The sequence below is a fragment of the Anaerococcus ihuae genome (assembly GCF_928368155.1).
Taxonomy (GTDB): Bacteria; Bacillota; Clostridia; order Tissierellales; family Peptoniphilaceae; genus Anaerococcus; species Anaerococcus ihuae.
In genome coordinates, this window is the sequence record NZ_CAKMRU010000001.1 from 773,406 (window position 1) to 792,693 (window position 19,288).

General features: G+C 29.0%; 21 protein-coding genes, 1 pseudogene and 1 riboswitch. Of the genes and pseudogenes, 1 reads left to right on the forward strand and 21 read right to left on the reverse strand.

Features of this window, described 5'->3' with window-relative positions; translation table 11 throughout:
* Positions 1–33: 33 nt before the first annotated feature.
* From L6653_RS03745 to L6653_RS03785, 9 genes are all read right to left on the reverse strand, one after another.
* A complete protein-coding gene (locus L6653_RS03745) occupies positions 34–312 on the reverse strand; it encodes a DUF1294 domain-containing protein (protein WP_236785580.1) in 279 nt (92 codons plus the stop codon).
* Positions 302–1,198, reverse strand: coding sequence for an alpha/beta fold hydrolase (locus L6653_RS03750; RefSeq protein WP_236785581.1), 897 nt, complete (start codon positions 1,196–1,198; stop codon positions 302–304). The genes L6653_RS03745 and L6653_RS03750 overlap by 11 nt, the downstream gene beginning before the upstream one ends.
* 51 nt (positions 1,199–1,249) lie before the next feature.
* Complete coding sequence (locus tag L6653_RS03755; RefSeq protein WP_236785582.1) at positions 1,250–2,440, reverse strand: cation:proton antiporter; 1,191 nt, start codon at positions 2,438–2,440, stop codon at positions 1,250–1,252.
* 45 nt (positions 2,441–2,485) lie between these two features.
* A riboswitch (Fluoride riboswitch) is annotated at positions 2,486–2,560 on the reverse strand.
* A 22-nt stretch (positions 2,561–2,582) separates the two neighbouring features.
* A complete protein-coding gene (gene gloB, locus L6653_RS03760) occupies positions 2,583–3,269 on the reverse strand; it encodes a hydroxyacylglutathione hydrolase (protein WP_236785583.1) in 687 nt (228 codons plus the stop codon).
* Between the two features lie 244 nt (positions 3,270–3,513).
* Positions 3,514–4,413, reverse strand: coding sequence for an L-serine ammonia-lyase, iron-sulfur-dependent, subunit alpha (sdaAA, locus tag L6653_RS03765; RefSeq protein ID WP_236785584.1), 900 nt, complete (start codon positions 4,411–4,413; stop codon positions 3,514–3,516).
* Positions 4,413–5,078, reverse strand: a complete 666-nt coding sequence (gene sdaAB, locus L6653_RS03770) for an L-serine ammonia-lyase, iron-sulfur-dependent subunit beta (protein WP_236785585.1) — start codon at positions 5,076–5,078, stop codon at positions 4,413–4,415. Before sdaAB ends, sdaAA begins: the two co-directional genes overlap by 1 nt.
* Positions 5,079–5,207: 129 nt before the next feature.
* Entirely contained in the window at positions 5,208–5,945 is a 738-nt protein-coding gene (locus L6653_RS03775) for a YwaF family protein (protein ID WP_236785586.1), read from the reverse strand.
* 137 nt (positions 5,946–6,082) lie between these two features.
* The gene (locus L6653_RS03780; RefSeq protein ID WP_236785587.1) at positions 6,083–7,081 is read right to left on the reverse strand and encodes a serine hydrolase; all 999 of its coding nucleotides are present in this window, start codon (positions 7,079–7,081) and stop codon (positions 6,083–6,085) included.
* Positions 7,082–7,150: 69 nt separating this feature from the next.
* Complete coding sequence (locus L6653_RS03785; RefSeq protein WP_236785588.1) at positions 7,151–8,188, reverse strand: serine hydrolase; 1,038 nt, start codon at positions 8,186–8,188, stop codon at positions 7,151–7,153.
* Between the two features lie 175 nt (positions 8,189–8,363).
* On the opposite strand from L6653_RS03785, the gene L6653_RS03790 reads away from it, so the two are divergent.
* Entirely contained in the window at positions 8,364–9,371 is a 1,008-nt protein-coding gene (locus tag L6653_RS03790; protein ID WP_236785589.1) for a potassium channel family protein, read from the forward strand.
* Positions 9,372–9,693: 322 nt separating this feature from the next.
* Here L6653_RS03790 and L6653_RS08850 read toward each other — a convergent pair whose 3' ends face one another.
* The 12 genes and pseudogenes from L6653_RS08850 to L6653_RS03840 form a co-directional block, all read right to left on the reverse strand.
* A complete protein-coding gene (locus L6653_RS08850) occupies positions 9,694–9,945 on the reverse strand; it encodes a DUF6037 family protein (protein WP_501981535.1) in 252 nt (83 codons plus the stop codon).
* 243 nt (positions 9,946–10,188) lie between these two features.
* Positions 10,189–10,329 carry a DUF6037 family protein gene (locus tag L6653_RS08855; protein WP_501981534.1) on the reverse strand — a complete coding sequence of 47 codons (141 nt, stop codon included), beginning with the start codon at positions 10,327–10,329 and terminating at the stop codon, positions 10,189–10,191.
* Positions 10,330–10,445: 116 nt separating this feature from the next.
* Positions 10,446–11,303 carry an Abi family protein gene (locus tag L6653_RS03795; protein ID WP_236785590.1) on the reverse strand — a complete coding sequence of 286 codons (858 nt, stop codon included), beginning with the start codon at positions 11,301–11,303 and terminating at the stop codon, positions 10,446–10,448.
* A gap of 225 nt (positions 11,304–11,528) precedes the next feature.
* Positions 11,529–11,729 (reverse strand): hypothetical protein, encoded by a 201-nt coding sequence (locus L6653_RS03800; protein WP_236785835.1) that lies wholly within the window; start codon positions 11,727–11,729, stop codon positions 11,529–11,531.
* Positions 11,730–11,849: 120 nt separating this feature from the next.
* Positions 11,850–11,936, reverse strand: a pseudogene (locus L6653_RS08755) (HNH endonuclease); the annotation flags it as partial.
* Positions 11,937–12,236: 300 nt separating this feature from the next.
* Complete coding sequence (locus L6653_RS03810; protein WP_236785591.1) at positions 12,237–12,794, reverse strand: hypothetical protein; 558 nt, start codon at positions 12,792–12,794, stop codon at positions 12,237–12,239.
* Positions 12,757–13,584: a hypothetical protein gene (locus L6653_RS03815; protein ID WP_236785592.1), complete on the reverse strand. Its 828-nt coding sequence runs from the start codon at positions 13,582–13,584 to the stop codon at positions 12,757–12,759. Before L6653_RS03815 ends, L6653_RS03810 begins: the two co-directional genes overlap by 38 nt.
* Positions 13,585–13,921: 337 nt before the next feature.
* Positions 13,922–15,988 carry a DUF262 and DUF1524 domain-containing protein gene (locus tag L6653_RS03820; protein ID WP_236785593.1) on the reverse strand — a complete coding sequence of 689 codons (2,067 nt, stop codon included), beginning with the start codon at positions 15,986–15,988 and terminating at the stop codon, positions 13,922–13,924.
* Positions 15,989–16,303: 315 nt separating this feature from the next.
* Complete coding sequence (locus tag L6653_RS03825) at positions 16,304–16,951, reverse strand: hypothetical protein (protein WP_236785594.1); 648 nt, start codon at positions 16,949–16,951, stop codon at positions 16,304–16,306.
* Positions 16,952–16,981: 30 nt separating this feature from the next.
* Positions 16,982–17,488 (reverse strand): hypothetical protein, encoded by a 507-nt coding sequence (locus L6653_RS03830; protein WP_236785595.1) that lies wholly within the window; start codon positions 17,486–17,488, stop codon positions 16,982–16,984.
* A 10-nt stretch (positions 17,489–17,498) separates the two neighbouring features.
* A complete protein-coding gene (locus tag L6653_RS03835; protein WP_236785596.1) occupies positions 17,499–18,245 on the reverse strand; it encodes an alpha/beta fold hydrolase in 747 nt (248 codons plus the stop codon).
* A 39-nt stretch (positions 18,246–18,284) separates the two neighbouring features.
* Positions 18,285–19,223 (reverse strand): alpha/beta hydrolase, encoded by a 939-nt coding sequence (locus tag L6653_RS03840; RefSeq protein ID WP_236785597.1) that lies wholly within the window; start codon positions 19,221–19,223, stop codon positions 18,285–18,287.
* Positions 19,224–19,288 lie beyond the last annotated feature (65 nt).

Here is a 19,288-nt window from a genome sequence, read left to right on the forward strand (position 1 = left end):
AAAAATTAAAAAGCGGCAATTCATTGCCGCAAATTATATTTTAAATTTTATAATAAAAAAGCCGAGAAAAACATGTAAAAGTATAAATATTGGAAGACCTATCATAAATTTTTTGTGACGAGTCTTATGATGAATTAATTTCATAAAAATATACATAAAAAACGCACCACCAATAAATCCAAATAGTAAAAGAATATTTTCTCTTATTCTTTTTCTTTTAAACTTTTTTGAAGCAATCTTATCATAGATTACAAGAATAATCGAAATTATAGAAACTAATGCGAAATATATCAATAAATTTTCAGTCTTCATTTTTTATCAAATCTTCAAAAATTTCTATAAATTTTTCTTTTTCATCAACAAATACGGCATGCCCAGAATTATCAAATTTTATGAAATTTACCTTGTTTGGAAAATATTCAATACTTTCATAAGCATCATCAATTGGTACAACCATGTCCTTATCACCATGAATCCAAGTAACTTTTTTATTTATATTTTCAATCAATCTACTTCCATTTTCACTGGTATTATTGTAGGTTACCATAGCAAGAAGTGATTCCAAAAAACACCTTTGTTTCAAGAAATCTTCAGCCATTTTTCTTAAATCATCAGGATTTGGATCATTGACATTATAGATTGTTTGCCTAAATAAATCTTCAAAAAAATCAATATCTTGATCTTTAATCCCATTTAATATAGGAACTGTAAAAGAATGGTCATGTTTAATGTTAAAATTTTTCAAAAAATTTGGGAGCTTTAATTTTTTATTCTCATCATTTACTTCCTTATCTTTTGGCATTACAAAGCCTTTAACCCCAACAGAAGCTATCAAAATTAATTGTCTTATTTTTTCAGGAAAAAGACCTGCAAAATCCATGGCAACTTGACCACCCAAAGACCAACCAACAAGAGTAAAATCTTCAATATCTAAAGAATCAACAAAATATTTTAAATCTTTCGCCCATTCTTTCATTTCCTTGTGTTTATTTTCATAAGAACTTTCCCCATAGCCAATTAAATCTGGAGCAAATACTTCGATATTTTCATCAAGGCTTTCCAACAAATCTTCAAAAAATTGAGAAGATGATTGGAAGCCATGAATTAAAACCAGCTTATTTTCTCCAGAGCCTATATGCCTGTAGGCCATTGTTTCTCCATTATCCAATTTTATTTTTTTAAATTCTATTTTTTTCATTTTTTCCTCTACTAACCATAATATAATGATATTTTATCAAAATTTCTCCCATCAATCTAATAATTTTTTGTAGAAATTATCAATAAAAATCGCTCCTATTGGTGCTGTTAATAAAATTCCTAAAACTGCCATTGATAAAATTATATCCCCACTGGAAAGGCCATTTGCAAGGGGAACTGCCCCAATAGCTGCTTGAACTGTGGCCTTTGGCATATAAGAAAATACTGTAAATAATTTTTCTTTTTTATTTAAGTTTGACCCTGAAATTGAAATCAAAGTTCCAACAGACCTAATAATAAGTGCCAAAAATACCATAACTACTGATAAAAACCCTAGTTTTGAAATGTAGGAAATATTTACTTCAGCTCCAACCAAAACAAATAACAAAATTTCAGCAAAAATCCATAATTTACCAAATTTTTCAGAAAGTCTTGAAGAAACTTCATCATTTGCCTTAATTTTAAATACACAACTCATAGCAATTACTGCCAAAAGTCCAGAAAAAGCAATTTTATTCTTTAATAAATTTTCCATGGAAACTATTAAAAATGAAAGTGCAAGAATTATTATAACTTTTGTAGAATTTCTTATCATGTCGTCTTTTTTATAAAAATACTCAAAAACAAGGTATAAAATAAAGCCAATGATAGATCCAAACAAAATTCCCAAAATTATAGAAATCGGCACATTAAAAAGAGAAATTAGACTTACATCTTCCCCCTTTGCCATTGACAAAAATGATGAAAATAGAACAAGAACAAATATATCATCACAAGATGAACCTGCTAGAATCATTTGTGGAATTGATTTATTTACTCCTCTTTTTTCTTCAATTAATTTTACCATCCTAGGAACAACCACTGCAGGTGAAACTGCTGCAAGAACTGACCCCATCAAAAGTGCATCTATAGCCCTTATTTTGAAAAAAATCCTTGCAAAAATAAAATAAGCCATTATTTCAAAAGTCGCTGGCAAAAATGACAAAAATACTGCTGATTTCCCAACCCTTTTCAAATCTGAAATATCCAAAGAAAGCCCCGCTTTAATTAAAATTATAATTAGAGCAATTTGCCTAAGCTCAGCAGAAATCGACAAAGTTTTAGAATCAATTAGATTTAAGACATAAGGCCCTAAAATAATTCCTGTAAAAAGCATACCTATTAGAGCTGGTATTTTTAATTTTTGGCATAAAAAGCCAAAGATAAGTCCAAAAATAATAATTAGACCAAGTGATATTAACATAAATCCTCCTTTTGGGACAAAAAAACTGATGAATTCTGTCCCCTAATAGTAACAGAAGTCATCAGCATAAACGCGGTTTTAGAAAAAAATCTAAGGGAGAACTTCATTCCCTTAAACATTATAAAATTTTTTAAATTTTAAGTCAATTTTTAATTTTAATAAATTCCTTAAACTCATCTAAATCTTTTGCCATAAAAAATGGATTTATCAAAAACTCTTTTTCTACACTTGTTGGAAGGCTTGGAAGGCCTTTTGAAATTTTTTCTTTAGCCTCAATTATTGCATCATCCATAATTTTATCTTTAATAATTCTTTTTGATGATTCAATACAATCAATAGTATATTCATGAGCTGGGTAAATCAAAGTATCCTTATCCAAGTTTTTAATCTTTTGAACAGATTCAAAAGAACTTTTATAATCACCTGTAAATACCCTACCACATCCAGAAGAAAAAATTGTATCTCCACAAAATAAATTATTTTCTACTAAATATGAAATATGTTCTTCAGTGTGGCCGTTTGTTTTTAAAACTTTAAAATTATATCCAAAAATTTCAAACTCATCTTCATCTTTTAAAGTTTTATCATTTAAATTTTTAGTTTCACTTGGTCCATAAACTAAAAAATCCTCGTATTTTTCTTTCAATTTTTTTACACCGCCAACATGGTCCATGTGTTTGTGGGTTAAAAGAATTGCAGATAGTTTTTTATCTTTCAAATATTTTAAGCAAGGATCAGCCTCGCCCGAGTCAATTAAAATCACATCTTTACCTTTTTCAATTGTCCAAATATAGTTATCTTCAAAAGCTCTAATAAAATTAATTTTCATAAAAACTCCTCTCAAAGGATTTATACCCAAAAATTAAAATAAAAAAAGTAGGCAAAAGCCTACTCAAATCTTTTAAAAATCATTTTTTAATCCTTTAAGAATTTAAATATAAAATTATGCTAAAACCCATCTCGACCGACCAGAGGGAGTGGAGAGATCTCTTAAATTCACTCCCTCAACTATATTCTATCAAGATAGAATTTTTTTTACTTTGTCAATATTTTAATATATAAAATCTAATAATTTATTTATTTTCTTTTGTAGCATCATTTCCAAGAGCGAAAAATTTCTTTCTTATTTTTCTTCCAGTTTCTGTTCCTGCTATTCCACCAATTCCTGTTTCTCTTAAAGCTTCTGGTAGGGTTGCTCCAACTTCTCCAGCTGCCTTACAAACTTCGTCAAATGGAACAATGCTTGTGATTCCTGCCATAGCCATATCTGCTGAAATAAATGCATTTACAACTCCTGATGCGTTTCTAAATGTACAAGGATATTCCACAAGTCCTGCAATAGGATCACATACAAGTCCTAATACATGCAAGAAAGCAAAACTTGCTGCATGAAAACAAACTTCTGGGCTTTGATCGTAAAGGTAGCATGCTGCAGCGGCTCCCATTGCAGCTCCCGATCCAGTTTCGGCTTGACATCCACCCTCAGCACCAGCAAAAGATCCATAATAACCAATTATTTTTCCAATCCCAATTGCAGTAAGCATGGCATCAACCATTTTTTCATCAGAAAATCCTTCACGTTTTTTCAAAGAATACAAAATTGCTGGCAAAATTCCAGAAGAGCCTGCTGTTGGACTTGCAACAATTTCTCCCATAGCTGCACTAATTTCAAGAGTTGAAAAGGCCATAGCCATAGCTTCTGTTACAAAATTTCCTGTAATGGATTTTCCTTCTTTAGAATATGCATTCATTTTTTTAGCAAATCCATCAATCATTCCCATGGCAGTTTTTGTTTCATGGTTTAAATTTCCTGTTGCAGATTCTTCCATAACTTTAAACATTTCAGTTAAACTAAATAAAATATCATCCTTATTAATTTGCGATGATTTTAATTCTTCTTCAAGAACTAAGTCTTTGATATGAAGACCTCTTCTTTCACATTCTTCTATAACTTCTCCTGCTTTTCTAAACATTATCTAACCCCTTCTATATAATTTGCATAATCGTATCTTTCATTATTAATAATTTCTTCAATTATACTTTTTTCAAGCTTTTCATTTAATTCTACAATTAATGTAACTTCATCATCAGCCTTTACTGTTTTCATACTTTCAATATTGTAGTCATTAGTTGCCAAAAGTTTACTTACTTCATAAATTACGCCTTTTTGTTCCCTATATCTTAAAATTATTGTTGGGAATTTTCCGTTATAAGAAATTGAAACGTCATTAATTTCTATAATTTCTATATTTCCTCCACCAATAGATGATCCAGTAACTGATGAAGTAGTTCCATCTGGATAATAAAATACAATTTTTGCAGTATTTGGATGAACAGGACCCAAATCATCTTTTATAAAATGATATTCAAGACCTTCTTCATCTGCAATTTTAAAAGAATCTCTAAGTCTTTTATCATTTGGTTTAAATCCCAAAACTCCTGCAAGAAGAGCCTTATCAGTTCCGTGTCCCTTGTAAGTTTGAGCAAATGATCCGTGAAGATGAAAATCCACCCTAGTAAAACCATCTTTGACAATTGATATAGCAACTTGTCCAATTCTTGCCGCTCCTGCAGTATGAGATGAGGATGGGCCTATCATAATCGGTCCAATTATATCAAAAACTCCATATTCTTTCATAATACCTCCATTAGTATAAAAAACCTTTGCATAGTTAGTATAATTAATTTACTTCTTAATATTATCCTACTCTTTTTATAAAAAAAATAAAAGTCAAGAAAAATTATTTTGCAAATTCACAAAATAAAATCACTTGACTTCAACCAAATTAAATTTTTTAAATATATAATAATTTAAAATAATCGAAAAATTATATAAGATCCCTGCCAAAACAAAATATAAATATCCCGGTAATTTTTTTAACAAATCTGTAAAAATCGGACTATATGATAAGTAAGCATAATTTAAGCCAAAATTCAAATTTATAATCTCAGTAACCATCAAAAAAATATTTACAAAAACAAATAAAAATTTTAAATTTCCCCTATTAAGTCTAACTTCATCAACAATAAGAAAGAATAAAGATACCCAAAAAACTAAATAATGGGTCAAAAAGAAATTTACATACATAATATGCGGCCAAGAATATGGTGTTAAATCTGGATAAATAAGTCCGATTAAACCACCAATGAGACCCCAAAAAATAGTTAGAATTTTCAAATTTTTATTATTAAATAATAGGGCAAAAAATCCACTATAAATACTTACTCTACAAGTATAAAGAGGAAGAGCCTCGCTAATTGTATCATGTCTTACAAAAGAAAGAAAAAACAAAAAACTTAGCTGTTGAAAAGCCAATAAAAATAAAAAAATGTTTCTTGTTATTTTGTAATATTTTTTATTTTCCCTAAGATTTTTTCTATACCTATAAATTAAAAATCCAATAAATATCATAAATAAAAACAAAAAAAGATGTAATAATCCATATGAATTAAAAACAAAGCCATCTTCTTTTTTTCTAAAAAATATTTCTATAAAATTCTTCATTAATACTCCTAAATTACAATTTTATTATATAATAATTTTATAATTTCGTCTATAATCCTAATGTTTTCAACAAAAATTTTTATTTAAATTTAAAAAGCTCTAAAAAATTAACAATAATAATTCTTAAGAGCTTTAATTTATTTTTCATTATATTTTATAAAGGCCTCTGTAATTTTTTTACCAAGATTTTGCATACAATCAAATTGTGGACCCGAACCATGATTTACAGGATTTGGATATTGGCTTAAAAAAGAAATAGCAAAAACTTCATCACCTATGCCAATAATTGCAATGTCATTTTCAACACCAATATTTGGAATTTCTCCAGATTTTGAAAGACCCTTAGCAGTTTGTGGCAATTTTCCTAATAATTTAAATTTTGATGTAGAATCATTTTCTGCCATAGCCTTCATAAGTTTATTTGAATGATCTCTGTTTACAAATTTTCCAAAATAAATATCCCTAAGTCCCATATTTAAGTCATTAGCTCTAGCTAAATTTTCCTTGCCTTCATGGAGCATCTTTCTATTTAGACTAGTTTTATTTTCTCCTGTGATTTTTTTGATTGTATTTCCAACATTTTGACTTGCTAGATCCATATTATTATTTCCAATAAGATCAATCAATCTGTTCGTAGCCTCGTTATTAGAATCTTTTAGCATCAAATAAATATCATTTTCAACACTTTTTTCATCCAAAATCTCCTCTTCAACTTGCCTATAAGTCTCAAGGGCGATAAAAATTTTAATAGTTGAAGCTGCAGGTAGACTTTCTATTTGAGGATTAGAACTTTTAAAAATAGAAATATCAAAATCCCCCTTTAGAGAATCAACAGCTACTTGCCAATCTCCCTCTAAATTTTGACACTCCTCTTCAATAATTTTTTCAATTTCCATTGAAAGTTCATCATTTTTTGAATTTTTTTTCTCATTAGTTTTATTTTTTACAATATTTTTATCATAATCATCATTTTTATATAATTTTTCAATTTTATTTAAATATTCATCTGACTTAAAACCTACAAGACCCTTGGGTTTAGAAATTTTATTAGACTTAGAGTCTTTGATAGTAAAAGAAAACGTCGAAATAAATATAGTTGTAAAAATAGCAAAAATCAATTTTTTATTTTTTTTCATAATTTCTCCACTAGAATAATTTTAATTCTGCCTATTTTATACTTAAAATATTAAATATAATTAAATTTTTTATTCATTATCTTTGTCAAATTTCATATAAGCTTCAGATATTCTTTTTCCTAAATTTTGCATAGCTATAGCTTGGTCACCATATTTATGGCTAACTGCGCCAGGATGTTCAGCCATAAATGAAATTGCAAATACACTATCTCCAACATCAATTATAGCTGCATCATTTTCTATTCCACCATCAGGATACTCTCCAGATTTATTTAATCCCTTTGCACCTTTAGGTAATTTTCCCAATAGCTTAAATTTTGAAGTTGTAGTATTATTTGCCATAGCTTTAATCATTTTTTTAGAATGATCTTCATTTACAATTTTCCCATCATATATTGCAATCAAACCCTTATTTAAATCTTTAGCACTAGCAAGATTATTCTTTCCTCTTTGGTTCATTTTAGTATATAGACCAGTTCTATTTGCTCCAGTGATTTTATAAATAATTCTTCCAACATTTTTGCTCGCCCTATCCATGCTCTTATCGCCAATCAAATCAATTAACCTATTAGTAGCTTCATTATTAGAGTTTCTAAGCATTAAATAAATATCTTCATCTACATCTTTCTCAGCTAAAATCCCTTCTTCAACTTGCCTATAAGTCTCGATACCAACAAAGATTTTAATCGTTGAAGCCGAAGTTTGACTAATATTTTTAGGAGAAGACTTTCTTTCTATAGAAATATTGGATTTCCCCCTGATACTATCAACGGCAACTTGCCAATTACCATCTAAATTTTCAGTTTCCTCAGAAATTATTTTATTAATTTCTTTATAGAGATAATCATCTTCTTTGCTTGAATTTTCATTTTTTATATTATCTAATTTAGGATCCTTTTCTTTAACCTTAAAATTATTAGAATCATAAATCATCTCAATTTCATTTAAATATTTATCAGATTTAAAACCAATGACACTGCTTTTTCCAGAACTCTTCCTCGCCACATTATTTTCATTATCTGCCTTAGAAAAATTAAAGATTGAAGCAAAAATAAAAATAATTAAAACAAAGGTAAAACTAGATAAGATTTTTTTCTTTTTATTCATATTCCCCACCAAAATATTTTTATTACTATTTTAATGCTAGACTATAAAGGAGTAAGTGTCAAATTTTGTTATAAATATTTAATTATATAAATACTTATTTTTCTAAATGCTCTAATTTTCATATCTAGAATTTTATTAAAACTTATATTATAATCAAATAAACAAGGAGATATTTATGGAAGAGAAAAGAAAACTGAAATTTATTTTTTATGCATTTATACTTTTGTTAGTTATTGGTGTAGTTGGTTATATGAAATTACTTGAAGTAGATTTTGTTGATGCCTTATACATGACAGTTATTACTATATCAACAGTGGGTTTTACTGAAGTTGGAACAACTAGCAATCAATCCGAAATTTTTTCTGTATTTATGATATTTTTAGGTGTTGGTATAGTTGGATACGCATTTACAACAATTGTAGCTATGTTTGTTGAAGGTAAATTTGCAGATTTATGGAAGGGAAATAAAATGGAAAGAAAAATTTCTGCTCTTAATGATCATTATATAATTTGTGGATCGGGAGAGCTTGCGGAAGTTATTATAAAAAAATTTATAGATGAAAATTTAAATTTTGTAGTTATTACAGATAAACGAGAAGACCTTGACGATTATAGTCACCATAATATTTTGGTTGTTGAAGGTCATTCTACTGAAGAAGAGGTTTTAGAAAAAGCTGAAATTACAAAAGCTAAGGGATTGATTTCAACTCTCGATTCCGAGGTAGATAATATTGTAACAGTTCTTACCGCAAGAAATCTAAATAAAAAAATATATATAATTGCAAATTCTATTACAAAATCTGGAAGCAAAAAATTATTAAAAGTTGGTGCAAATAAAACACTATCAGCTGTTGAAATTAGTGGAAAAAGAATGGCATCATTAATGATAAAACCAAATATAATTTCATTTTTGGATGTAGTAACAAGAATTGGCGATGTAGAACTTGACCTTGAGGAAGTTATTGTAAAAAAAGATTCTTACCTAGAAAATAAAAATTTACTTCAAGCACAAATTCCTAAAAAAACTGGACTAATTGTTCTAGCTATAAAAAAGATTGAAGATGAGACCATGGTTTTCAATCCACCAGTAGATTATACATTTAAAATAGGCGATGTTCTCATTGTTCTTGGAAGAGAAGAACAAGTGGACAAATTAAGGCACCTGGGTGATGAAATAAAATAAGGCTACTAATAAAAAATAGCTTCAGAGTGTAGACAAAATTTACTTATTAAGAATTATTAGTAATTTAAAATTAAATTAATATCTAACCAATCTCGACTAGATTATTGTGCCTTGATTTGGCACAATAATCCCTAAAACTAAGTGAGAAATCACGAAGGAGGTGATAATGCAAAATAGTTGAATCTATTCTGCAACATCACCTAATATAGGTTTATTATTTTTTTTGTATTAAGGCAACCGCTTCTGTATGGCTTGAGTGGTCAGTATGGATAAAACTTGATATTTTTCAAAAGCCTCGTATGTGGGAATATGTTAATTGATTTTAATATGATCTACTAGCAACTCTTGAAATAATTTCCTCATCGGATTTCTCGTCCTCAGGATTAGGCGAGAAAAAGAAACTAAGATTTGTGTCTTCTTTATACTTCCCATATAAGAAAGGTCTTAATGTACGAGCTTTATTACTATTTTCTATAGTTCTAACATTAGATAAGCCATCTGTCTCTCCATTACGCCTTACATCGTAACAATATATAGAATCAGGATCATTACCTTCACATCTTGAGTCTTGCAGTTTACATAATCATTCTGACTTATTATCAACTTTTTTATCAGGAATATATTTAGAAAATATTTTTGAAAAATCTAAAAACAAATTTCTATTTGTATTTTTAATTTCTATATTAAAAAAATCAGCAAACTCTGCCACAGAATTAAAAGAAACTTCATAAAAATCATAATAAGCATGTATTGAATTGCTAGCATCTGATGTTTTAATGAATTCTAACTTTGCAACAGCAAAATTATTTGGTTTTCTTTATTTTTTGTTATAAGTCTTTAAAATTACTGCATAGTCTTCCTTTTTATATCTAAATAAAAAACTATCTATTATCCAATCTTTTTGTTTCATGCTTTTAAGCAATTTAGGTAAATTTTCAAATCTAATTTTCTCAGTCATGTTTCTATATACTCCCACATATATTTAACAAATAATCGTCCAGTATGTAAGTAGAACATTCATTATTAAATAGCTATATGTTTAATAATTATTTAATTTTATATTATTTTTAAAAATTAAATAATACTTTGCCAATTACGAATGAACCCTAAATGATTTAATTCTGCTGATGGATATTTGTTAATTATTTCCAACAAGTCACTATGAAATTTATCGTAATAGTCATCTTCAGCTAGAATCTTAAGATTAATTATACTAGCAAAAATGGTATTATTAGATATTCCTTGGTTTAAATATTCTTTATACAACTTTGGAGTCTTGGTTAATTTAGCTCCATACAATCTGCCATAATGAGCACATATATTTCTGACATAAGACAAGTTCTCAATCCAAGATTCTAAATAAATATAATCAACCTCGAATTCTTTGGCAATTTCTTTCTTATCTTCATTCTCCATATTCTTGTACATTTTAGAAAGTGTGCCGAAACTTGCTACCTCTATTGCAGCATAGAATGGAATCTCTCCTCCTTCATAATTGTTTTCGAAGTTATGTATAAATGGCGATTTCTTATTTCTTTTTATTTCTCTTTCTAACTCTTTTATGGTACTCTTCTGAAAATTCTTTTTCTTATAGTTACTTAAATCTTTATATCCAAAGTTCCCATATTTTAATGAAAAGTAATTTGTAATTACAGCTCTTAAATGAACTTCTATATGCTCTATCAACGAAAACAAAATATGTCTAAGTTCCATATCAAATAAATATAGGTCAACTATATTTTCAAAAGTAGTTCCATCTATGTACTTTCCATTTTCTTTTAAAGTTATACTATAAGCCTTTACAATCCTATAATAGGATACTCTGTTAAGCACACTTTTTGCATAATCTTTATCTTCTATTTCTAAATCTAAAGATATTAAATTTTCTATTTGCTCGTTTACATCAACGGGAGCTTGATGAGATTTCTTCACGCTATTACTCCTTATAATCAAAAGACCCGACTTGGTCCGCATTGTTAAGAGGCGTGTCGGGTACTGTTAATTACATAGTATAGCATTAATTATAATTTGTCAACATATTATCAGCTCTCATTTTACATTTTTTTCTATGCTATTCAATTTAAGCTCAAATTGCAAATTTATTCTGAGTAATTGTTATTAATTATTATACTAGTTAATAAACATATTTTAGTTTTTTTAATCAATTTCATACTTTTCTCTCAATTTTTTAATTAAAATCCTCATTAGTCCAGCTATAGTTGAAGAGTTTAAATACCTTTGTCCAAAATGATGCGTAGCATAGCTGCCTATATCTTCTCCTAAAATTTCTTTAGCTTCTTTCTCAGTTATTAATTGATTAAATATGGCAATGTCATCTTTAAACTTACTTTTATACATTCTCTCATATTCTTCCAAGACTCGGTTTATCCAAAATGTAACATAGTAGGGTTCCTTATATGCTTTAAGCCAATCCCACATAATTTCAGGATCATAAAAATTAGGGTTTTCTAAATGGCATCTTTTAAAAAGTAAGACATAATTAGATGGAATATCTTCACCACCCAAGGATCTTGGAATTATATGACATCTCTCTAGTCTTCTTTTTGATCCACATCTCCAAAATCTTTATAATGCTTCCGATGCATCAACACTTAAGTAGCTTTCATCAATTCTAGAAAACCAATAATCACATATCTCTTCTTTCGTTGTTTTAATTTTTTTAGTCATCTTTTCTCCCAATTATTTGCATGCTACTTTAAGTTTGCCAATTATATTCCAACTTAATCTTCTAGAATTATTTTCGTATTTAAGTCTTTGTTCCATTTCATATGCTAATTTTATATGATAAATTTTAATTTAATCCCTATATCTAGCATTAATCAATGTTTGTTTAACTTATAATGTCTAAACTAAATTCCTAGCTAAAACAATATCACTTTCATCTTGATATATTGGTATGCAATTAATGTCTAGTAATTCATTTATTAAGTATATTCTATCTGATTTGTTAAGATCTAAAATTAAAGACTTAGACATAAAAAGCAATGTCCCTGTACCTATTATTTGTAATTTCTCTATTGTTTTTGCTAAAAAGTATTTAATCATTTGTGTTTTCTCATAAAAAACATTCGGCTCATCTACTAGATTAAAATCATCTATTATAGCAACGGAGCCTATTCCTCCAACTTCATTAAAATAACCGTTATAAGCACTTGCCACATATTCTAAATCACCAGAAATACTATCAGCTAATAATAACATATCTTCAATATTATAAATATTAAAGATATAAAAGGTTATACTAGATATAAACTTTTTAACTTCTACCTCGTCTTGCCATAAATATTCGAAAAAATCTATTCTTCCCAACATAATATCATCATATTCACAATCAGACGTTAAAAAAATTTCAAAATCAATCATCTCATACTTTTGAGAAAATTGATTGGATTGATATGTCATCTAAACCTCCATATTCTGGTAAAATCAATACTTTAATGTACTCAGCAATGATATCTTGATCAAGAATTTCTCCTTTAATAGCAATATGACTTAAATCGTCTATATATTCAGATTCTTTTTCAAACTCTATTTCTTTCTGTAAATCAAACTTGTTTAACAAGTTTATTTTTTCTACATTTATTGAGTTCTCTTTATAAAGATATGAAACAAATTTTGATTCTACAAAAGCTGTAACATTCAAATGAGGAAAGTACATATTATTATTTTCTTCTATAATATATTCAAATAAAATTTTATTATTATTGCTAGTAATGCTAATATATTCTGTAAATTGATTAAGAATATTAGCTGTATTCCTAATATAATTCCATATATATTCTGATAAAGATAAGCAATCTTCAACTGAAGGTGGAGAATGATTTTCATGTTCTATAAGATTTCTAAGATTAAGATACTTATTTAATGTCAGTGTTTTTATAATTTCAAAATATTCTAAATCCCCTAAAAAATCTTTGGTTTTCTTTTTAGAACTGTATTTTATGTTGTCAATCCCTAAATTTTTTCTTAACTCCATTGACGTTACATTAAAGGCTCTTTTTAGAGATAAGAATCCCTGGTTTAGCTTTTCTTTATTATCATTACAATTTAATATAGTATTATTTGCTTCATCCCATATTTCATAAGCACTATTTAACCCATAAATTTTACCAACATTTGCAACCCTACCAATCATACAATCTTCAATAATCTTTGAATCTATCCATACATTTTCTAAAAAATTGCCTTCCATATTCACTTCCTATTAAATAAAAATTTTTGTAGTTAGTTAATTTACCTTAGAAATTAAAGTAATACATTCTGCGTGTGAGGTCTTGGAAATTGGTCGACGCAGCCGACGGATCGTTCCATGTATTACCTTATCTAAATGTTTTGATTTCTTCTAATTTCTACTCTTGGTTGGTCTTCGACGATGATATCGTATTTATTTTCCAAATCTTTTACTACATCGTAGACCTCTCCTTCGTCGATGTTGTCTTCTCTTAGTAGCTTCTTTATCTTTTCTTATTTGTAGGCGACTTCGTTTATTTGTTTTTCAGACATAAATATACTTTAAGGTCCCCAAATCATTATTCTGCCTGTACATCAAAGGATTGTTTCACAATTTCCATAACTTGATCTAATTCATCCTGATGCTCCATAAACAGTTCTACATCCCCATTTCCCCAGCGCCCAATGCCAGTAATATCTTTACAAATACCATTAGGATCAATAATATCTGAAAACTTCATATTAATTGAAATACGCAATCTTTGCTTCTGGAAAACAATGTCTGCAAAATTAGTATCCAACTTATAGGCAACATACAACTTTTTATATTCTTTTTTTACCGCTGGAGATAAATTCATAATTCGCTTATCCAAGGATTCAAATAGCTTTTTTGTCAAATCATTCATATCATATGTTTCCAAGGAATACTTCTGACTTGTTTTTTCTTCTATTTGATATTGTGCAAGTTCTTCAACTGTTAATGTTGGATATGGCCAAATAGATTCTGCTTTTTTAGCTAATTCCTTTGCTCTCTCTATTATATGTTCTTCATTCCACGTATTTTGTAAAACCACATATTTATTAAGTCTAAGTGCACTTTCTTTGAATCCACCAGACATATCCATCTTTTCCAAAAAATGCCTGTCACTCATCTCAGAATTATATGCAGTCAAAGTAAGATTGCCAATTGTATGTAAATACTTTTTCTGAACCTCATGCCACTCAGTACCAAGATCAGCTTGCCATTCTAAAGAAAGATTTTTGTTCTGAGGCATAATATGCTCGATGGTAAAATTCTCTATTATAATTGGAGCTTTATTATCAAAGTTTTCCAAACGACTTAGAATATAATTTCTAGCACGCATATTATAAATATCGCGACTCACAAATGCAACTTCAAACTTATCGTTATCTGGAAATTCTTTATAAGTATCTAGCATCAAGAAGAACGCCTTAACAGAATTCACGTAATCATTTGGTCTAATATAGTTCTTCATAGTTGCAAAGGTCTTGTTCAGTGAGTTTGTAGGAATCTCACAAATTGCACGTCTTAGTACATAACTAATACAAAGCTTCAGAATTTCCTTCAGCTCATCTGACGTAATTAGCCCTTCCTCTGAATCATGATGAATTTTCAATAAGAATGGGTAAGATACTTCCATTCTTAAATCAATAATATCCTCATATAACTTCTTTAAATCCGTGTCAGAATTTCGTATGAATACAATATTTGTATAATGTTTTGCATAATTCAATATATCTTGACATAGCTCTCTTATAGTTCCAAATTCACAATTCAAATGATAAAGCTTAAATTCTTCATATACACGTCCTAGCTTTGGAATACGAGAAATTTTCATAGTCAAGTAATGTCGGAAGAAAGCATCCATTACTGTTCCTTGTGTTTCATAGACAAAAAGTTGTTCCATAGGTCTCCAAAGATGTTCATACACATAAATTTGCTCTGAAGGTTCTAGCCCCATTAATACGTAGTTACGAATCAAATCAGATTCAGAAAGTTCCTTACCAGTAGAATTCAAACTTTCAAAAATCGCCTGTGCATCATCCACAGCTCGATCTAATGTGATATTAACAATTTGTAATTTTCCAATTGACTCATATACTTCAGAAGGCTGAATTTCTTTATCGGCAAGCTTATTGGCAAAAAAATTATAATTTTCAATCAATCTCGACCTAGTGCCTTCCCTAATTGGTTTTTCTTCAACAAGACTTATGAGAATATCTCGATCTGTTTCAGTTAAGAGCAGCTTATATCGTTCATCACCATCTTCATACTCATTTTTTAAAAGCATATTATCTATACGACGAGCATTTATTGTTTTGTCATCCGGATTCTTTATTCCATAATCGCGTAGAGCCAAGAGAAGCAGCGTTAAGGTAGTCATTCGCTGTTGACCATCAATAATCATATATTTTTGAACACCTGTTGGCATTGCCTGCTCAGCAATATTAACAATAGACCCAACAAAATGACCATGCTTTCCTTGTTTCTGCATTTCTACAATATCATTCCAAAGTCGTTTGCACTGACCAATATCCCAGCTATAAAATCTCTGATAAACTGGTATCAAAAACTGCTTATTTCCATTTAATATCTCATAGATATTGCATTTGCGTGCATCCATATAATACCTCCGTTGTTTCTTTTCTCCTACTGTCAGCTATTTCATCGCCAAGTATGTATCTTTTTCCCTCTGGCTTTTAAAGTCAATAATAACTTCTTAGCCACTTAGATTTTATAAAATAAATCTTAACCATTTATTTTACTTTCTCAAATAAAAATTCATTTTTAAAACATCTATAATAAATTATTTAAATTGTGCATATGATCCTTCAAACATCTTGTATTATATCATTTTACCAGAATAAAATAAAAAAACGGCTTCTAAGATTTCTTGTAAAATCCCAAAAGCCATTGATTTCGACACTTTTATATCCCGTTACTTTATTTTCTTGACAACAAAGAAATTACTTCGCAGTGCGTTGTCTTTTGCTTGGGAACATAATTTTTTATCCTCGTCATTCTTGTAGGAGCACAATTTATTAATATCATTGTCTTTGGCATTTTTTCTTTTATCTTTAAAATTATTTGAATCTTGACTATCTTTAACTCCTGTTTTGAAATAGAATTTCAGGTCATATGGATGAACTGTTCCGTCTTTGTCAATTCTGCCCACCACGACTTTATCAACTATGCTTTCAAATACTGTTCTGTTAAATTCCTCTATAATTTCTTTGTTTTCTAAGACCTTTTTAAATTGCTTTAGTCTTTCTTTAATAGTATTTTCATCTTTGATAGTTAGCTCTAGTGTTTTCTTTTCATCAAGTAATTCTTCTTTTTGTTTTATCAGTTTTTTATATTTTTTAGCATAAACTTCTTCGTCTATACTGTCTTCTAAATGAAGATCAACTAACTTTCTTTCTTGACTAATGATTCTATTTAATTGACTTTCTATCTTTTTCAAATCTTTGACTAAAGTATTATCATTTATTTCTTCTTCTACAATTTTTAAAAAGTCATCTATTACTGTTGAATCTGCATTACATAATTGCCTATAGATTTCAACAAAAGCTTTTTCTATTACCACTTCTTTTATTCCTTTCTTTCAAATTTTATTTTATAATCCAAGTAGCAGCACTATCCACGCTTCTACTGTGGATACGATTGGAATTAGTAAAAATGGTATCCAGATAAAATGTTCCTTAATGGCCAAATGTTTCATCCAATTTCCAAATTCGTAGTCCTCATGTCCTTCTGTGCCTGGTATGACTATCTTGTCCTTGTACTTTCCTTGGAACAAAAGTACATCCAATATAAGGAAATCTCCAAAGTTTAATATTATCCACTGAATATAGCTCATCCAGAAAAGTTCTATAAGCCCTTTTATTCCTGTATGTAAAAGAGAAGTCACTCCATATATAAATACGATTCCTGAAATTATAACTGTGAGTATTAAATTTATTCTTTTCTCTTCTTTTGTCATCTTTTCTGGAGCCGAATTTTGTATTTCTTTTGGATAGGAACCGAAGAAAAATCTCGGGTTAATCAGTACGAAAGCTGCCACTGCACCGTTAAAGATAGCAGCCATTGCAATTCCATCTAATATTGCTCGTGTTATATCCATAATATTCTCCTTATTTATTTTCCAAAAATATTTTTAGTTTCTCCGCATATTCTTTCGGATGTTCGTGGAGAAATTGTCCGTGGCCCATTCCTTCAAATACTTCTGTTTTCATTTGCGAAAGATACTTTCTTAATATTTTTTCACTTTTTTCAGGGATAGGTTCTTCACTCCCCCTCCAAAACATTACTGGATTTGAAAACTTGGTTAAATTTTTTGGAGGCTTGTAATGATAGATAAACTTACAGGCATTTTTAATAGTTTTTTTTGAAATTTGCGGATACACCATTTCTATTACGCTTAGATTATCTTTGCCCATAAGCTTATCTAATAAAAATTTAGGTAGAGGCTTTTTATTTTTGATTCTACTTGTACCAATGATAAAAGCGTATGTAAAAGGTGTTGCCATAAGACCCAACTCCGCAGTAATCGCCGCATCTAATAGGACTCTCGAAGCAGAAATATTTCCTCTTCCAATTAGTTCAACTGCGATGGTTGCTCCCATAGAAAAACCGCATAGTCCATAGACGCTTCCGCTCATTTCATTTAATATATATTCTTCTATATTATCAATAGTCTGTTTCATAGAAACTAAATCATTAGGCTTATAGCTACAATGTCCATCTAACTGACAAAAGATCACATAGTAATTTTGTAAATAAGCTAAAAGAGGTCTAAAACATAAGTCTGCCGTAGAAGCAAGTCCATGAATAAATAATATTGACTTATTATTTTTATTTCCAAATGTTATAAAGTTCATTTTTCTCCTCTTCTAAACTTTTCTTATATATTTGTAATATTAAGACTTTAATAATTCAATAATTTCATCCTGGGCCTGTCTACCCTCTCTAAAAAATCTTAAAAGTGGATAACAGTGGCACATTCCTTTACCCACAATGATTTTATATGGAGCCTTGTATTTTTCCATTACCTTTTTAAAGTATTCTGCAAAAGCATAAAGGCATTCATTTCCTCCATAATAAAAGTAAGTTTTTGGAAAGTCTGAAAAATCTCCCTTTGTTCCGTCTAACATATATTCAGCTAAGTCTTCATCTCCCTTTACGATTTCCCTTGCAGTTTTAAAATATCTAGGTTCAATCATTATGTCTTTATTGTTAAGGGCATTTAATTTTTCCCATACTTCTTTATTTCCCTCAGGACTTACATCTGGAAGTCCACCAGGAGATACTGAAATTATTTTCCCAGCCATTGGTAAAGGTCTGCCTAGTGCATTATTATGTAAAAAAATTCCAAGGGCTAAAGATGCGCCTGATGAAAATCCTAGTACACTTATATTTTCTGCCTTATAAGTTTCGGTCATTAGCCTATAGGTTTCAAAACAAACTTCATAGGTTTTATCAAGCTTTATATCTTCTGAACAAAGAGGATAAAATAAAAACCATAGGTCTTTACCAGTTTTTTCCATTATTCTTTCTGCCAAAGAAAAATCTAATTTATCAGGTCCTGTAATCATTCCTCCCCCGAAAAGATAAAAGACTACTCCTTCTGCTGGTTTTTTATTTTTTTGATATGAAAGGAGCCTATAACCCATGACCTCTTTGTCAAATAGAAAATAATTTTTTCTCTCAGCTATCTTCTTTGCCTTATCTAAATCAAATACCGCCTTTGCATTCTCTTTCTTTGCATATTCAAGCATCTCTTCTTTGTTCTTTAAAAACATTTTTTTGACACCAAGTAATCTTACTATTGTCGATGCAATTTTATAAGTTAAACTCATTTTACACCTCCGATTGATACTCAATTAATCACAATTTTACAAGTTTTTACCAATACTTATTCTTG

Excerpts from the sequence above, each read along its gene's own strand:
- gloB (WP_236785583.1), bottom strand. The coding sequence starts at position 3,269 with ATGAAAATTAATTTTATTAGAGCTTTTGAAGATAACTATATTTGGACA.
- L6653_RS03790 (WP_236785589.1), top strand. The coding sequence starts at position 8,364 with ATGGAAGAGAAAAGAAAACTGAAATTTATTTTTTATGCATTTATACTT.
- L6653_RS03785 (WP_236785588.1), bottom strand. The coding sequence starts at position 8,188 with ATGAATAAAAAGAAAAAAATCTTATCTAGTTTTACCTTTGTTTTAATT.
- L6653_RS03780 (WP_236785587.1), bottom strand. The coding sequence starts at position 7,081 with ATGAAAAAAAATAAAAAATTGATTTTTGCTATTTTTACAACTATATTT.
- sdaAB (WP_236785585.1), bottom strand. The coding sequence starts at position 5,078 with ATGAAAGAATATGGAGTTTTTGATATAATTGGACCGATTATGATAGGC.
- L6653_RS03800 (WP_236785835.1), bottom strand. The coding sequence starts at position 11,729 with ATGTATAAAAGTAAGTTTAAAGATGACATTGCCATATTTAATCAATTA.
- L6653_RS03830 (WP_236785595.1), bottom strand. The coding sequence starts at position 17,488 with ATGGATATAACACGAGCAATATTAGATGGAATTGCAATGGCTGCTATC.
- L6653_RS03755 (WP_236785582.1), bottom strand. The coding sequence starts at position 2,440 with ATGTTAATATCACTTGGTCTAATTATTATTTTTGGACTTATCTTTGGC.
- L6653_RS03835 (WP_236785596.1), bottom strand. The coding sequence starts at position 18,245 with ATGAACTTTATAACATTTGGAAATAAAAATAATAAGTCAATATTATTT.
- L6653_RS03750 (WP_236785581.1), bottom strand. The coding sequence starts at position 1,198 with ATGAAAAAAATAGAATTTAAAAAAATAAAATTGGATAATGGAGAAACA.
- L6653_RS03745 (WP_236785580.1), bottom strand. The coding sequence starts at position 312 with ATGAAGACTGAAAATTTATTGATATATTTCGCATTAGTTTCTATAATT.
- L6653_RS08855 (WP_501981534.1), bottom strand. The coding sequence starts at position 10,329 with ATGACTGAGAAAATTAGATTTGAAAATTTACCTAAATTGCTTAAAAGC.
- L6653_RS03810 (WP_236785591.1), bottom strand. The coding sequence starts at position 12,794 with ATGACATATCAATCCAATCAATTTTCTCAAAAGTATGAGATGATTGAT.
- sdaAA (WP_236785584.1), bottom strand. The coding sequence starts at position 4,413 with ATGTTTAGAAAAGCAGGAGAAGTTATAGAAGAATGTGAAAGAAGAGGT.
- L6653_RS03840 (WP_236785597.1), bottom strand. The coding sequence starts at position 19,223 with ATGAGTTTAACTTATAAAATTGCATCGACAATAGTAAGATTACTTGGT.
- L6653_RS03815 (WP_236785592.1), bottom strand. The coding sequence starts at position 13,584 with ATGGAAGGCAATTTTTTAGAAAATGTATGGATAGATTCAAAGATTATT.
- L6653_RS03775 (WP_236785586.1), bottom strand. The coding sequence starts at position 5,945 with ATGAAGAATTTTATAGAAATATTTTTTAGAAAAAAAGAAGATGGCTTT.
- L6653_RS03820 (WP_236785593.1), bottom strand. The coding sequence starts at position 15,988 with ATGGATGCACGCAAATGCAATATCTATGAGATATTAAATGGAAATAAG.